Here is a 15384-nt window from a genome sequence, read left to right on the forward strand (position 1 = left end):
AGTAGGGCCCAAAAAAGTCAGATGCTTGAGATAATATTTAACCACAAATCAAGACTATAGAGCGGCAAAACTGGTGATTTTTGCAAAAAAAACGTACAATGCGCTCAGCCAATTTATCTCTAGCAAGGTCAGCCATGTCCAAAACTTCTACCGAGTCAGTGAATACGACAGCAGCAGCTCCTCTATCTGCCGTAAAAGACACTGCCACTATCTTCAATCCTGCCGCGCCTACCATAGTAGAAGCGCAGAGTCAGGCAGATTCCAATCAAACAGATACTAAACAGCCTTACCATCATAAAGCCAACCACAACCAGAACCGTAGTGTAGCCCAAAGCAGCGATGTAACGACTGCCAATGCCACTGCTACGATGCCAGTTAGTGCAGCGCCAAAGATTGGTTTTGTGTCACTAGGTTGTCCAAAAGCATTGGTGGATAGTGAGCGTATTATCACTGAGCTAAGCCGTGATGGCTATCAAGTAGCCAGTGATTATGACGGTGCCGACTTGGTCGTGGTAAACACTTGCGGCTTTATTGAATCAGCAGTACAAGAGTCACTTGATGCGATCGGCGAGGCCATTAGCAAAAACGGTAAAGTAATTGTCACTGGCTGTTTGGGCAAAGAAGCGGACAAAATCCGTGAGATGCATCCAGCTGTACTAGCAGTGACAGGCGCGCATGCCTATGACGAAGTGATTACGGCAGTAGCGCAGCATGTGCCTAAACCAAATCGCAGTCAGGACGCCAACTATGATCCAAAAATAGATTTGATTAATGAAGCGGGTATCAAACTGACCCCAAGCCATTATGCTTATCTAAAAATATCAGAAGGCTGTAATCACCGTTGTACGTTCTGCATTATCCCAAGCTTGCGCGGTGATTTGGTATCGCGCCCGATTGACAATGTAATGAACGAAGCACTGGCGCTCAAAAAAGCTGGCGTGAAAGAATTGCTTATCATCTCGCAGGATACCTCGGCATATGGCCTTGACCTAAAGTACAAGACCAGCTTTTGGAATGGCATGCCTCTCAAGTCTAAGTTTTATGACTTATGCCAAGCACTGAACGATTTGGGCATTTGGGTTCGCTTGCATTATGTCTATCCGTATCCACATGTAGACAAAGTCGTTGAGTTAATGGGTGAAAAGAAACTACTGCCTTATCTAGACATTCCGTTCCAGCATGCCAGTCATCGCATCCTAAAGGCGATGAAACGCCCTGCGCATAGCGAAAACACCTTGGCCCGTATCAAAGCGTGGCGTGATATCTGTCCTGATATCGTGATTCGTTCAACCTTTGTGGTTGGCTTCCCTGGCGAAACAGAAGAAGATTTTCAGTGTTTGCTTGATTGGTTAGTTGAAGCACGTCTTGATCGCGTGGGTGCATTTACTTATTCAGAAGTAGAAGGCGCAGTTGCTAATGACTTGCCTGATCATGTGCCTGAAGACGTTAAGCAGTCTCGCTATGAGCGTTTAATGGCGCTACAGCAAGATATTTCAGCGCAAAAGCTACAAGAAAAAGTCGGCAAAACCTTAACGGTATTGGTCGATGAAATTGATAGCGATGAAAATATTGCTATTTGCCGTAGCTATGCTGATGCACCTGAAATTGATGGTCATGTCTATGTTGATGACATCAACGCTCAAGTCAAAGTAGGGCAGTTCTTAACAGTGACTATCGATGATGCTAGTGAATATGATCTATTCGCCAGTTACCAAGGCTAGATATCCAATAAGATATGCGAGTGAAAATTGCCCAATGGCGGGCAGTTTTTGCTACAATTAGCGCAATTTAGCCTTTTTAATACGCTTAGCTGTAAGTGTAGCGTTGTGGGCAAACTCGATTTGTATTTTACCGATAATTTTCTTTATAATTTCATGATAACAAGGTGACCTCATGTCTGACAAAAACCCGCGTTACGCTCGTATCTTGCTGAAACTCTCCGGTGAAGCCTTAGCTGGTAGTAAAGACATGGGTATCGATACCGAAGTGCTTGATAAAATGAGCTTGTCTATCGCTCACTTGCGTGGACTTGGTGTCCAAGTTGGTATCGTAGTCGGCGGTGGTAACTTATATCGCGGTGCGCAGTTACAAAAAGAAGGTCTCGTTGGTCGTGTTACTGGTGATCAGATGGGCATGTTAGCGACCGTTATGAACGGACTGGCAATGCGTGATGCGCTTGAGCGTCGCAATATCAAAACGCGCTTGATGTCAGCGTTACCGATTGGTGAAGTCACCGAAAGCTATAGCAGTCGTAATGCCATTCGTTACCTTAAAAATGGCGAAGTTTGTATCTTTGTGGCAGGTACGGGTAACCCATTCTTCACCACTGACACCGCTGCTTGTTTGCGCGGTATCGAGATCGAAGCTGGTTTGATTTTAAAAGCGACTAAGGTCGATGGCGTTTATGACAAAGACCCGAGTCTACATGATGATGCAGTCAAATATGACGGTCTGACTTTTGATGAAGTACTAGAACAAAAGCTAGGCGTCATGGATCTAACGGCTATTGCACTGTGCCGTGAGCATAACGTACCGCTGCAAGTGTTTGACATGACTAAGCCTAATGCATTATTGAATGTCATCATGGGTGAAAATGAAGGCACACGAGTTTTTCATTAATTGATGCGATACTGGCAACTAACGTCAGTAAATAGCTAACGATTAGCAATAAATAATTAATATCCCAATAGCAAATAAAAAATTTGTCGGTAACGATAAATAAGGATACACAATGATTAAAGAGATTAAGCAAGACGGCGAAGCACGCATGCAAAAAACATTGGAAGCGCTTGAAAGCACTTTCAGTAAAGTTCGTACTGGTCGTGCGCATCCAGGTATGTTGTCAGGTGTGATGGTCAGCTACTACGGTTCTGATACACCATTGAACCAAGTGGCAAGCGTGAACGTTGAAGATTCACGTACCTTGCTGGTTCAACCGTTTGACCGTACGATGGTACAAGCAGTAGACAAGGCTATTCGTGAAGCAGATTTGGGTCTAAACCCAATGTCTGCTGATGTGATTCGTGTGCCGATGCCAGCATTGACAGAAGATACTCGTCGCGATATGCAAAAGCTTGCACGTGGTGAAGCTGAGAGCAGCCGAGTTTCTATCCGTAATATTCGCCGTGACATGATGAATGACATCAAAGACTTGGCAAAAGAAAAAGAAATCTCAGAAGATGACGAGCGCCGTGCTAGTGATGATATTCAAAAAATCACTGACAAATATATCGAAACGATCGATGCTCGCTTGAGTAAGAAAGAAAGCGATTTGATGGAAGTTTAATACTGATATACTTGCTATTTGTAGCAAGAATCAGTTCGGTAGATTATCTGTAATTGAGCAGCCAATACTTTATAGCTATTGGCTGTTTATTATTGTGTAGACTGATATAGTCAGTCCTTTATAAAAGAGTGCCAACGTTAACCTCGCTTGAAGTATCACAGTTACATCTGCACTCGGTTGGCCTGTATCTCTTTTAAACTGAATCAACTATATGAAGCCATATCTAATGTACGCAAAAGGTGCGATTGATTGAACTGGATTCATCGCATTCTGAGCACTAAAAACTAACGACGCAATTATGATAAGTTAGTGAATTATATAAATGGCGCTTTTTAATCGCTGTTGCACACGTTATTATTATTTTACCTCAACAATAAGCAAGTTCGCCTATGTCCACTTTAGCCGTTTTGGCGCCCGCTATTCTTCCTCGTCATATCGCCATCATTATGGATGGTAATAATCGCTATGGTAAGGCCAATGATTTGGGCCACGGTCAAGGGCATGTGGCTGGCAAAGACGCGCTCGATCCTATCGTTGAGTATTGTGTCAATACAGGCATTGAAGTGCTGACCGTATTTGCGTTTTCTAGCGAAAATTGGCAGAGACCGCCTAGTGAAGTGGCACTGTTGATGCAGCTGCTCACATCGACGATCTATGAGCAAATGCCGCGCATGAATGAGTATCGTATTCGCTTGCGTTTCATTGGTGATCGCAGCCAGCTTAGTGAGTCATTGCAAACGCTAATGGCTGACGCAGAAGAAAAAACGGCGAAGTTTGATGCGATGACGCTAGTGATTGCGATTAGTTACGGTGGGCAGTGGGATATTGCAAATGCAGCACAACAGCTGGCTCAGCAAGTGCAAGCTGGCGAATTAAAAGCTGAAGATGTCAGCGAAGAGTTGTTAGGTAACTACGTACAATTAGCCGATACCCCAGCAGTAGATATGCTGGTGCGTACGGGCGGCGAGTATCGTATTTCTAATTTCTTATTGTGGCAATCCGCTTATGCTGAGCTGTTTTTCACTCCTACATTATGGCCAAATTTTGCAGCAGAAGAGCTAGCTTCGATGATCGCAGAGTTTGCAAAACGTCAACGTCGCTTTGGCAAAACCAGCGAGCAGGTAGTGATAGAGCAGCAAGGTCACTGAGCAGTGAGTTGATAGATAAGTTTAGTCGGCTCAGTTCAGTTAGTATTGTATAACTGGTCAATAGGGTTGGTTTATGCAATGATAAACGGCTTGAATTAGTATTGAATGCTATCACTAGGCCATCGTTAGTTAGCTGCTATAATGCATTTTTTGACCATCTGTTCTTCATTATTATAAGGCTCGATAAGTATGTGGCAACGAATTAAGACGGCAATTGTTCTCGTTATTATCGTTGGTATTGCAATGTTTGCGAGCCAAACACCTATTTTATTTGCACCACTGTTGGCCATTGGGGTCATTATCGCCGCTCATGAGTGGGCTAAATTGATGCCTAAATGGCGCCAGCCTGTGGTATTCGTTCTATTGATTTTAGCGCTTACTATATTCTCACTGATGTTCAAGGTAACTTGGTTGTTCTGGTGGGTGGCTTCATTAGTAATATGGCTGATGGCACTGTCTTGGGTTCGAGTTTTCCCAACACAAACAAGGTGGTACGGCAACCAATTGGCAATGATGGGCGCAGTTATTTTGACGGCATCTATCACGGCGATGTTCTATCTCTGGCAACTGTCGGCATGGTGGCTGCTGTATGTGTTCTTATTAGTATGGTGTGCAGATAGTGGCGCATATTTCGTTGGACGCAAGCTTGGTCGCCGAAAAATGGCACCCAATGTCTCACCCAATAAGAGCATGGAAGGGTTGGCTGGTGGCCTCGTCACAGGATTGCTAGTTGTGATAACTATTAGCGTCTTCAAATTACAGCTGACCGGTATACCGTTAATCGCATTTGTAGCGTTATCGGCCATCACTATTCTTGCCTCTGTACTTGGAGATTTGTTTGAGTCGATGCTCAAACGTCGTGCTGATGTAAAAGATTCAGGCACTATCTTGCCCGGTCACGGTGGTATCCTTGACCGTATCGATTCACTATTGTCTGCAACACCGATATTTGCACTTGGTTTTTGGGCGATACAGCAGCTTGGTTTGATAGTGGTATAAGGTTATATAGCAGCACTTTTCTATTTAAACCTGTTCTGTAGTCAGTCCACCATAATATTGGTATAAGTCAGACAGCGAGCAATGCATTGGTATGACAAGTGAAGTTATCAGAGCAGTGGCTTTATAGTTAACAGACGATATTCTATTTTTATTACTTTTAAGTATCATGGGCATTGATGGTTATGACGCAACGCATCGCCGTACTAGGCGCGACAGGCTCGATTGGCGATAGCACTCTAGCAATATTAGCGGCGCAACCGCACACCTACGAAGTCTATGCTTTGTCAGGCTATCATCGCTTAGATAAGCTATTTGCGCTCTGTCAGCAGTTTTTGCCGAAACGCGTCAGTGTGCCGACGTCAGCCGTAGATGATTTTGCTCACAGGCTTAAAGCAGCAGGGATTGATAGTGATGTTGTAGGGGGCGAGGCAGGATTGGTAGATATTGCCACTGACTCACAGACTGATACGGTTGTAGCAGCGATTGTAGGTGCGGCAGGGTTGCCGTCTACATTGGCAGCAGCACGTGCAGGCAAACGTATTTTATTGGCAAACAAAGAAGCCTTAGTCATGGCAGGTAAAGTCATGATCGATGCGGTCAAGACGCACAAAGCCACTTTGCTGCCGCTAGACTCTGAACACAATGCCATTTTTCAATGCTTGCCACTCGCTATTCAGCAAGACAATACGCAAATTCACCAGCCAAATCATGGTGTCCGTAAACTATGGTTGACAGCTTCTGGTGGGCCATTTTTGCAGCAGTCGTTTGAGCAGATGCAGCAGGCAAGCGTCGCAGAAGCGGTCAAACACCCTAATTGGTCAATGGGTCAAAAGATATCTGTCGATTCGGCCACGATGATGAACAAGGGGCTTGAGCTGATAGAAGCCTGCCACTTATTTGATTTGCCTGAAGATAAGATAAATGTGGTTATTCATCCACAAAGTATCATTCACTCGATGGTAGAATATAGCGATGGTAGCTTTTTAGCACAGCTGGGCAGTCCAGACATGAAAACGCCCATTGCGCACGCGCTGAGCTACCCTGATCGCATTGATAGTGGCTCGCAGCCATTAGATTTATTTGCACTTAGTGGTTTGGAGTTTATCGAGCCAGATCTGCAAAAGTTTGCCTGTTTGCGTTTGGCTCGCCAAGCTATGCAAGCAGGGACGCAAGCCACAATTGTGCTCAATGCGGCAAACGAAATTGCAGTGGCGGCGTTCCTCGATGGTAAAATTCGTTTGACGGACATTGCTAATATTAACGAACAGGCCTTAAATGACATACAGCTGCCACCATTGAACAAAACCGCTGACATAGAAGACATATTGGCAATCGATAAGATTGCACGCCACTTGACTGATAAGTTGGTAGCAAAGCTAACATAATCGTAGCAAGCGTCTCTGAGCTGATATATAACATTGATAAACGATATTAGAGAAGATGTTAATAAAAATGCTGAGAGACAATACTGAGAAAAAATCATGACGTTTTTACTAACACTTCTTGCCGCCATATTTGTCTTGGGCCCGCTTATTGCCTTACACGAGTGGGGACATTATATTGTGGCGCGGCTTTGCGGTGTCAAAGTGCTAACGTACTCTATCGGTTTTGGTCCTAAAGTTTTTGGTTGGACCAGTAAAAAGAGCGGCATCGACTATCGTATCTCAGCATTGCCACTTGGCGGTTATGTAAAGATGCTGGATGAGCGTGAAGGTAATGTCGCAAAAGATGAGCAGCACCTTGCGTTTAATCGGCAACATCCGCTCAAGAAAATTGCTATCGTTGCAGCTGGCCCTATCATGAATTTTGTCATCGCTATCGCGCTATTTTGGGTACTATTTATGACCCCATCTGAGCAGTTGGCGACTAAGATTGGACAGGTACTACCAGATACGCCTGCTGCGATGGCACAGCTGCCAGTCGGTGATAAGATTGTTGCGATTGATGGACATGATGTGCAGACATGGGAAGGTATTAACTATCGCCTTGCAGGACGTATGGGTGAGACGGATAATGTCAGCATCACCTTGCAGTCAGATGCCCAAACCGATCAGTCGACTAAAACCTATCAAGCACCAGTTACGCAGTTTATGCAAGGCGAGGCTCAAGGCAAAGACGCATTGACCAGCTTTGGTATGTTGCCGTGGCAGCCGCAGATTGCTCCGATTGTAGGTGGTTTGGCTCCCGATGGTGCCGCTATCCGCCAAGGTCTAAAGGTTGGCGACCGCATTGCTGCTATTAATAATGAGTCAATCGAAGATTGGATTACTGCCACGCGTATCATTCGTGATAATCCTGAAACGCTATTGAACTTTACGGTGTTGCGTGATGTTAAGTCAGTACAGTTGCAGATTATGCCTCAAGGCAAAAAAGACAACTTGGGCAATGATTACGGACAGATTGGTGCAATGGTGGATCAGACTGAGATTGTTATTCCTGATGATTATAAGACCACCGTGGTCTATGGTCCTAGTGAGTCGTTAGTGAAGTCATTTGAAAAGACTGAGCAGCTCGCGGTAATGACCGTAAGTTCGATGGGAAAAATGCTGTCAGGTATGATTGGTTTAGACAATCTATCAGGGCCAATTACCATTGCCAAAGTCGCCAAACAAAGCTTTGATATCAGTTGGCAGATGGTATTGTCGACAGCGGCGCTAATTAGCTTGAGTCTTGCCGTCTTAAACCTTTTGCCGATTCCAGTATTAGATGGTGGTCATATTGTTTATCACTTTATTGAGTTGATTCGTGGTAAGCCACTGTCTGAAGGTGTGCAAATGGTTGGTCTAAATATCGGTTTACTCTTGCTGGCAGGTTTCATGGTGTTAGCAATTGGTAATGACATCAGCCGGCTATTTTAATCGGTTTATGAGCAATATGGCTGATAAAGCACGATATACTAATGGTTTTACGCCTATTATAGGCTGATTATTGTTATGATAGGCATGCTACTCTGTGTCGTGTCCTCTGTACTAATCGTAATTTTTAGTTTATTTTGTGATGCAATTTATATAAAGTGTTCTGAGTTACCCTTGCATGGGTTTATAACCTTATGCGCACGGGTTAGACAATACGTGCCTTTTAACTTAACTTAAGCAATTTTTTTATTGACGGATAGTGTTTATGCGTACGCCTTTAATTATGAGCGCGGCTGGGTTGCCGTTAGTTGTAGCGATGATGAGTATGCCAGTACAGGCTGCAGAATTTGTAGTAACTGACATCGGTTTTAATGGCTTACAACGCCTAACCCCTGATAGCCTCTATCCGGTCTTACCTGTTACGGTAGGCGATACGGTGAATGATAGTAGCTTAGCTGCCAGTATTAAGGCGCTATATGCAACTGAGAACTTTGCTGATATTCAAAGCCGTGTCGAAGGTGGCAAGCTAAGGTTTGACGTCATTGAGCGTCCAACGATCGCTGAAGTTACCTTTGAAGGTAACAAGCTCATTCCAAAAGAAGGGCTTGAGCAGGGACTGAAGAATGCTGGACTCTCTGCTGGTGACGTGCTTAAGCAGTCTACTTTGCAAGGCGTGGCCAATGAGCTACAACAGCAATATATTAGCCAAGGTTACTACAATAGTAATATCGAAGTAGATCAAACGGTCCTTGATGGTAACCGCGTAAAACTTGATGTGCGCTTTGTAGAAGGCAAGCCTGCTAAAGTTGTTGATATCAATATCATTGGTAACAAACACTTTAGTGATGAAGAGATTAAAGACGTTTTCGCGGTAAAAGAATCTTCATGGACGCGTCTATTATCTAAGTCTGATCGTTACGCTCAAGAAAAACTGGCCGCCAGTTTAGAGAGTTTAAAGGCGCTATATCAGAACGATGGTTATGTGCGTTTTTCAGTCGATAATGCTGTACTGAACATCAGTGAAGACAAGAGCAGTGTGTTTATCGAAGTTAGCCTAAGCGAAGGCGAGCAATATCAGTTTGGCGAAGTGAACTTTTTAGGTAAACCCACCTTTGAAAATAGTGAGCTAAAAGAGCTGGTTAGCTTTGCATCTAATGAAAAATACTCGCAAGCAAAACTGGACGAAACCACTGCTTCTCTTAAAAGACGCTATGGTAACGAAGGCTATTATCTAGCTCAAATCAGACCAGTACCACGTATCAATGACGATACGAAAATGGTCGATGTCGATTATTATATCGACCCTGCACGTCCTATTTATGTTCGCCGTATCAACTTTACGGGTAATATCAAAACGCAAGACGAAGTATTACGTCGTGAGATGCGTCAGTTAGAAGGTACGCTGTCTTCTAATGACAAAATTCAGTTATCCCGCACGCGTTTGATGCGTACTGGCTTCTTTAAAAATGTTACTGTCGATGTTAAGCCAGTACCCAACCAGCCAGATCAAGTTGATGTAAATTATGTGGTTGAAGAGCAGCCTTCTGGTAGCTCAACGATTGCAGCGGGTTACTCACAAAGTGGTGGTGTGACTTTCCAATTGGATCTGACCCAAAACAACTTTATGGGTACAGGTAACCGCGTAAAGGCTGCGCTTTCTCGTTCAGAAACACGGGACTCTTATAGCCTAGGTTATACCGATCCGTACTTTACAGAAAACGGTGTCTCTCAAGGTATCAGTGGTTATTATCGCAAAACTAAATATGATGACGACAACGTTAGTAACTATGTGACAGATTCATATGGTGCGACGCTGAACTATAGTTATCCTATTGATGAAACCAAACGTCTTAGTGCGGGTCTAAATGTAGACAACACAAAGGTTCGTGGTGGTCGTTACTTAGGGATATCTAATGTTCAAGAGATTCTAGACGAGGGCGGTACGAAAACACCGGAAGTAGATACTGATGGTGTTGCCACCTTCAAGAATGATTATCAGACTTACAATCTATTATTTGGTTGGGACTACAGCACTCTAGACCGTCCAGTATTTCCTACCAAAGGGATGAGCCATGCGATTGATGCAACCATTGGTCTTGGCGATGCCAACTACCAAAAGCTAACTTATAGCGGCAATATATATTACCCTATTTATAAAGACGTGATCGCGCGTGGTTATACTAAGCTTGGTTATGGTAATGATTTGCCGTTCTATGAAAACTTCTATGCTGGTGGTTATGGCTCAGTACGTGGTTATGAATCATCTACTCTAGGACCTAAATCACAAGTTTATCTTGATGCAGTCAATGATCCAGACAACCAAACCTTCACTGCAGAAGAGGTTGGTGGTAATGCGCTAGCAACGTTTGGTGCTGAATTAATTTTACCAATGCCGTTTAAAGGTGATTGGGCAGATCAAGTACGCCCAGTATTGTTTGCTGAAGGTGGTCAGGTCTTTGACACCTCTGATAAAGAAGATCGCACTTTTAATGATTCAGATGTTCCATTACTGACTCAAGATAATGACTTCCGCTACAGTGCTGGTGCCGGTATCACTTGGTATACGCCAATTGGTCCAATCTCACTTAGCTACGCGGTACCATTTGGTGACAAAGAGGGTGATGAGACTGAAAAAGTCCAGTTCCAGATTGGTAACACATTCTAAATTAGTGATATTTTTCTCATATATTTGAGCAGTTTTAAAGATTGTCTCAAATAGACGGAAATATCATTAGAGCTTAGTAGGTCGTCAAAACGCATTGTTATTTTGGCGACCGTTTCATTTATAACCATATTTTATTAATAGTCATTATGATAACGATTGAGCAACTCATTACTCGAATTGAGCAGCGTCAGCCTATTATTAATAAGGCTGAGATTGATACTGAGCAATTGTGTCAACCATTCAGTAGCGTCGGTAGTTTGACGACAGCCAGTCAGCAGCAGTTAAGTTTTTTGGCAGATCCTCACTACATCTCTAGCTTGGCTAGCAGTGAGGCAGGTGCGGTGTTGGTGATTGAAGCATATCGTGATCAAGTACCTACCTCAGCGATAGCGCTAGTCGTCTCAAATCCATATTTGGCTTATGCCAGTGCCAGTCAGCTGTTTGCGCGTCATTCTTTATCTAACGGGATTCATCCTAGTGCTGTGATTGCAGACAGTGCTGTTATTGGCGAGCAAGTCAATATCGGCCCTTTTTGCGTGATTGGTGACAATGTACAAATAGAGGCGCGTAGCTCACTTGATGCTCATGTCGTGGTTGAGGCCAATACTAGTATCGGTACCGATTGTGTCATTAAGTCGCAAGTCGTTGTCGGGCCTGAGTGTGTCATTGGCAATCACGTTAGATTGCATGCAGGGGTAAGCATCGGATCTGAAGGGTTCGGGTTCGCTCCTACTAAAGATCCTAGTAACACAGGTTGGGAGCGCATTGCCCAGTTAGGCCGTGTCATTATTGGTGATTATGTGCGAGTTGGTAGCCAGACGTGTATCGATCGTGGCGCTATCGATGATACTGTTATTGGTAATCACGTGATTATTGATAATTTGGTACAAGTTGCCCATAACGTCCGTATCGGTGATGGTACTGCTATTGCTGCTCAAACGGGTATTGCGGGTAGTACTACGATAGGGAAGCGCTGTATAATAGGCGGCGCTGTCGGTATCACAGGGCATATTGAGATTACAGACGATGTCGTTTTGTCTGGCATGACCATGGTCACCAAATCCATTAAAACCGCTGGTTCATATTCATCTGGTACGGCTGCAATGCCAACTGCTAATTGGCGACGTGCTGCTGTACGTTTTCGTCAGCTAGGCAATAACTAATGCAAACACAAACAAATAATAGATATTCAAAACACAGCAAGGAAGCGTCATTATGAGCAATAACAATATAGATATCCCAACTGATGAAGACGTTAAAAGCTTGGCTGAGCAAGGTCTTACGCTACCATTGACGTATCATACGATTAAGCATTATTTACCGCATCGTTACCCTTTTATGCTGGTAGATCGTATTGTAGCTTGTACCCCAGGCGAGTGTATTACTGGTATCAAAAACGTGACTATTAATGAAGAGTTTTTTAACGGTCACTTTCCTGATGAGCCGATTATGCCAGGGGTATTGATGGTGGAGTCAATGGCACAGGTGTCAGGTGTGCTTGGTTTTATCAGTGCAGGGCTAACGGCAGAAGACGGTTACCTCTATCTGTTTGCAGGTGTGGATAAAGTCCGTTTTAAACGCCGTGTGATTCCTGGTGATCAGCTTATCATTCGTGCAAAGACCGTGATGCAAAGACATGGTATCTATAAGTTTGATTGTACTGTCCATGTCGAAGATGAATTGGCGGCTAGTGCGCAAATTATGATTGCACGTCAAGAGCAGCAAAAACCTGCTAATGTGAAGGGTGCTTAAGTTTTTAATAAGCCATACTGTACAAAGAGCGATATTGAAATCGCTCACTATCACTGCAATAAACAGCTATATGTAAACTCAACAACGCAACTGGTATTAGCTTCGTTAGTAAGACTGAAATAGCGATACTTTTTTATTATTTACTCGCATCAAATGATACAAGGGCCCATCTTATGAGTCAGATTCATCCTACAGCACTCATCTCACCGTCCGCGCAGATTGACGAGACTGCTATTATCGGGCCCTATTGTATCGTTGGTGATGAAGTATCAATTGGTGCGCATACCGTCTTGCATAGACATGTCGTAGTGACTAAGCTGACTCGTATTGGCCAACACAATGAGTTTTATCAATTTGCAAGTATTGGTGAAGATCCTCAAGATTTGAAATATGCAGGTGAGCGTACTTGGCTTGAAATCGGCGATCATAATACGATTCGCGAAGCCTGTAGCTTACATCGCGGTACAGCGCAAGATGGCGAGCTGACTAAAATCGGCAGTCATAATCTACTGATGGTAAACACCCATGTCGCACACGATTGTGTCATTGGGGATCATAACGTACTGGCTAACAATGTTGGTGTGGCAGGGCATGTGACTATTGGCGACCATACCATCATCGGTGGTAACTCAGGTATACATCAGTTTTGTACAGTAGATGACTATAGCTTAATTGGCGGAGCCAGCCTTATTTTGAAAGATGTGGCTGCATTTACAATGGTATCTGGCAATCCAGCAAAGGCTCATGGACTCAATATCGAAGGCATGCGCCGTAAAGGTTGGTCAAAAGAAACTATTAATGTATTACGTCAAGCGTATCGTACGATTTTTAGATCAGGTTTGACTACTGCACAAGCGTTGGAAGTCCTACATAGTGAGCTATTGGCTAAAGAGCCAAAAATTCAGCTACTTATTGATTCCTTACAAAATAGCAGCCGCGGTGTTGTGCGCTAAAAAAATACAACTCGATTAATGATGAGTTTGATACTTTTAATCAGATAAATTCTTATGGAATGAAGGCGAATTAGATGAAAGCCATAACTATTTGTTATGGCTTTTTATATTTATGAGCACTTGACTTTTTTGGTCGCTTAGCAGAAACTGAGCGTTTACGATATTGTAATCAATTCTTTCTTAATGTTGCTGGGCGTTTCACATCGAAGCGTTTACTAAATAGTCTAACGGTAAGGCTGACTATTTATGTTGATCAGGGAAGATTATCAGTAACGTTAATTGAAGCACGAGGACGGAAAAAATGGCTATCAATAAACAAGAACATGCCCAATGGAGCTCAAGCTTTGGCTTCGTATTGGCAGCAGTAGGCTCAGCAGTTGGTTTAGGAAACATATGGAAATTTCCATACATGGTTGGCGAAAGCGGTGGTTCAGCTTTCGTTATTGCTTATTTGTTCTGTATCGCGCTGGTCGGTTTTCCGATATTAGTTGCTGAATGGTTAATTGGTCGACGTGGTCAAAAAAACCCAGTCAATACTTTTTCAGACGTAGCAGCGAATGAAGGTAAGTCACGTAGTTGGGGTATTATTGGTGCTACTGGTGTTTTGGGTGGCTTCTTAATTCTATCGTTCTATAGTGTGATCGGTGGTTGGGCGCTTAACTATATCACTAAAGTTGCAACAGGTAGCTTTGCTGGTCAAGACAGTGACTCTGTTGCTGCAACCTTTGATGCTATGCTTGCATCAGCTGGTACATTGACGATCTGGCATACGGTATTTATGATTTTAACCGCTGTCATCGTTGGTATTGGTGTGACAAGTGGTATCGAAAAAACAGCTAAGATTTTAATGCCATTATTGGGTGTGATTCTGTTCGTTATCGTTGGTTACAACGTAATAAACGGTGGATTCGGTGAAGCAGTTGCTTACCTATTTACGCCAGATCTTAGCAAACTAACGGCTGATGTTATGCTTGCAGCATTAGGCCATGCATTCTTCACCCTATCAATTGGTATGGGTATCATGGTCGCTTATGGCTCTTACTTGGGCCGTGAAGTAAACTTGCTAAAAACAGCACGTACCGTTGTTATTTTGGATACGGTTATTGCGTTGGCTGCTGGTCTTGCCATCTTCCCAATCATCTTTAGCAATGGTCTAGATCCTGCATCAGGTCCTGGTCTTATCTTTGTAAGCTTGCCAATTGCTTTCGGTAGCATGGGTGCGGGTACTATCATTGGTGCATTGTTCTTCTTGCTTATTACCTTTGCCGCTATTACTTCATCTATCTCGTTACTTGAGCCAACCGTTGAGCTGTTAGAAGAGCGTACGTCGATGAGTCGTACTGTATCGACTATCGTGGCAAGTACAGTAATCTGGTTGTTAGGTATTGCAGCATTGCTATCGTTCAATCTATGGTCTGACTTTACTATCATGGGTAATGGTATCTTTGATGCATTAGATAAGCTTACTAGTAAGTTCCTATTGCCTCTAACAGGTCTGGCTGCAATTGTATTTGTTGGTTGGAAAATGGATCAACGTAACATTCAGCAAGAGCTTGGTTTATCTAATGGTACATGGCAGCTGTGGCAAATCGTTGCGAAATTCATCGCACCAATCGCTGTTATTGTAGTATTTGTGACGTCATTGATGGGATAGTAGTCAAAATAGATTCTATTTGAATCATTAAGTGATAATCATTGAGTGATAAAAGCAGCACAGAAAAAAAGG

Annotated in this window: 12 protein-coding genes; all 12 read left to right on the plus strand. The window is 43.5% G+C overall.

Annotated elements, in window-relative coordinates:
- The first annotated feature begins 134 nt into the window (after positions 1–134).
- The gene (rimO, locus tag ACIGBM_RS04215; protein WP_397476869.1) at positions 135–1721 is read left to right on the plus strand and encodes a 30S ribosomal protein S12 methylthiotransferase RimO; all 1587 of its coding nucleotides are present in this window, start codon (positions 135–137) and stop codon (positions 1719–1721) included.
- Positions 1722–1893: 172 nt separating this feature from the next.
- Positions 1894–2619, plus strand: a complete 726-nt coding sequence (pyrH, locus tag ACIGBM_RS04220) for a UMP kinase (RefSeq protein ID WP_057759121.1) — start codon at positions 1894–1896, stop codon at positions 2617–2619.
- 112 nt (positions 2620–2731) lie between these two features.
- The gene (frr, locus tag ACIGBM_RS04225) at positions 2732–3286 is read left to right on the plus strand and encodes a ribosome recycling factor (protein ID WP_057759123.1); all 555 of its coding nucleotides are present in this window, start codon (positions 2732–2734) and stop codon (positions 3284–3286) included.
- Between the two features lie 389 nt (positions 3287–3675).
- Positions 3676–4434, plus strand: a complete 759-nt coding sequence (gene uppS / locus ACIGBM_RS04230) for a polyprenyl diphosphate synthase (RefSeq protein ID WP_397476870.1) — start codon at positions 3676–3678, stop codon at positions 4432–4434.
- Positions 4435–4623: 189 nt separating this feature from the next.
- Entirely contained in the window at positions 4624–5433 is an 810-nt protein-coding gene (locus tag ACIGBM_RS04235; protein WP_397476871.1) for a phosphatidate cytidylyltransferase, read from the plus strand.
- A gap of 176 nt (positions 5434–5609) precedes the next feature.
- Positions 5610–6818 (plus strand): 1-deoxy-D-xylulose-5-phosphate reductoisomerase, encoded by a 1209-nt coding sequence (gene ispC, locus ACIGBM_RS04240; protein WP_397476872.1) that lies wholly within the window; start codon positions 5610–5612, stop codon positions 6816–6818.
- Between the two features lie 96 nt (positions 6819–6914).
- Positions 6915–8291: an RIP metalloprotease RseP gene (gene rseP, locus ACIGBM_RS04245; protein ID WP_397476873.1), complete on the plus strand. Its 1377-nt coding sequence runs from the start codon at positions 6915–6917 to the stop codon at positions 8289–8291.
- Positions 8292–8553: 262 nt separating this feature from the next.
- The gene (bamA, locus tag ACIGBM_RS04250) at positions 8554–10953 is read left to right on the plus strand and encodes an outer membrane protein assembly factor BamA (protein WP_296207503.1); all 2400 of its coding nucleotides are present in this window, start codon (positions 8554–8556) and stop codon (positions 10951–10953) included.
- A gap of 146 nt (positions 10954–11099) precedes the next feature.
- Complete coding sequence (gene lpxD, locus ACIGBM_RS04255; protein ID WP_397476874.1) at positions 11100–12116, plus strand: UDP-3-O-(3-hydroxymyristoyl)glucosamine N-acyltransferase; 1017 nt, start codon at positions 11100–11102, stop codon at positions 12114–12116.
- A gap of 52 nt (positions 12117–12168) precedes the next feature.
- Positions 12169–12705, plus strand: a complete 537-nt coding sequence (gene fabZ / locus ACIGBM_RS04260; protein WP_238068215.1) for a 3-hydroxyacyl-ACP dehydratase FabZ — start codon at positions 12169–12171, stop codon at positions 12703–12705.
- Between the two features lie 173 nt (positions 12706–12878).
- The gene (gene lpxA / locus ACIGBM_RS04265; RefSeq protein WP_057759135.1) at positions 12879–13658 is read left to right on the plus strand and encodes an acyl-ACP--UDP-N-acetylglucosamine O-acyltransferase; all 780 of its coding nucleotides are present in this window, start codon (positions 12879–12881) and stop codon (positions 13656–13658) included.
- 301 nt (positions 13659–13959) lie between these two features.
- Positions 13960–15312, plus strand: coding sequence for a sodium-dependent transporter (locus ACIGBM_RS04270; RefSeq protein WP_397476875.1), 1353 nt, complete (start codon positions 13960–13962; stop codon positions 15310–15312).
- Positions 15313–15384 lie beyond the last annotated feature (72 nt).

This window comes from Psychrobacter sp. NPDC077938, assembly GCF_044542635.1.
Lineage (GTDB): Bacteria > Pseudomonadota > Gammaproteobacteria > Pseudomonadales > Moraxellaceae > Psychrobacter.

Coding starts and splice junctions, on each gene's coding strand:
- uppS (WP_397476870.1), top strand. CDS start 3,676: ATGTCCACTTTAGCCGTTTTGGCGCCCGCTATTCTTCCTCGTCATATC.
- ACIGBM_RS04270 (WP_397476875.1), top strand. CDS start 13,960: ATGGCTATCAATAAACAAGAACATGCCCAATGGAGCTCAAGCTTTGGC.
- ispC (WP_397476872.1), top strand. CDS start 5,610: ATGGTTATGACGCAACGCATCGCCGTACTAGGCGCGACAGGCTCGATT.
- rimO (WP_397476869.1), top strand. CDS start 135: ATGTCCAAAACTTCTACCGAGTCAGTGAATACGACAGCAGCAGCTCCT.
- rseP (WP_397476873.1), top strand. CDS start 6,915: ATGACGTTTTTACTAACACTTCTTGCCGCCATATTTGTCTTGGGCCCG.
- frr (WP_057759123.1), top strand. CDS start 2,732: ATGATTAAAGAGATTAAGCAAGACGGCGAAGCACGCATGCAAAAAACA.
- lpxA (WP_057759135.1), top strand. CDS start 12,879: ATGAGTCAGATTCATCCTACAGCACTCATCTCACCGTCCGCGCAGATT.
- fabZ (WP_238068215.1), top strand. CDS start 12,169: ATGAGCAATAACAATATAGATATCCCAACTGATGAAGACGTTAAAAGC.
- bamA (WP_296207503.1), top strand. CDS start 8,554: ATGCGTACGCCTTTAATTATGAGCGCGGCTGGGTTGCCGTTAGTTGTA.
- ACIGBM_RS04235 (WP_397476871.1), top strand. CDS start 4,624: ATGTGGCAACGAATTAAGACGGCAATTGTTCTCGTTATTATCGTTGGT.
- pyrH (WP_057759121.1), top strand. CDS start 1,894: ATGTCTGACAAAAACCCGCGTTACGCTCGTATCTTGCTGAAACTCTCC.
- lpxD (WP_397476874.1), top strand. CDS start 11,100: ATGATAACGATTGAGCAACTCATTACTCGAATTGAGCAGCGTCAGCCT.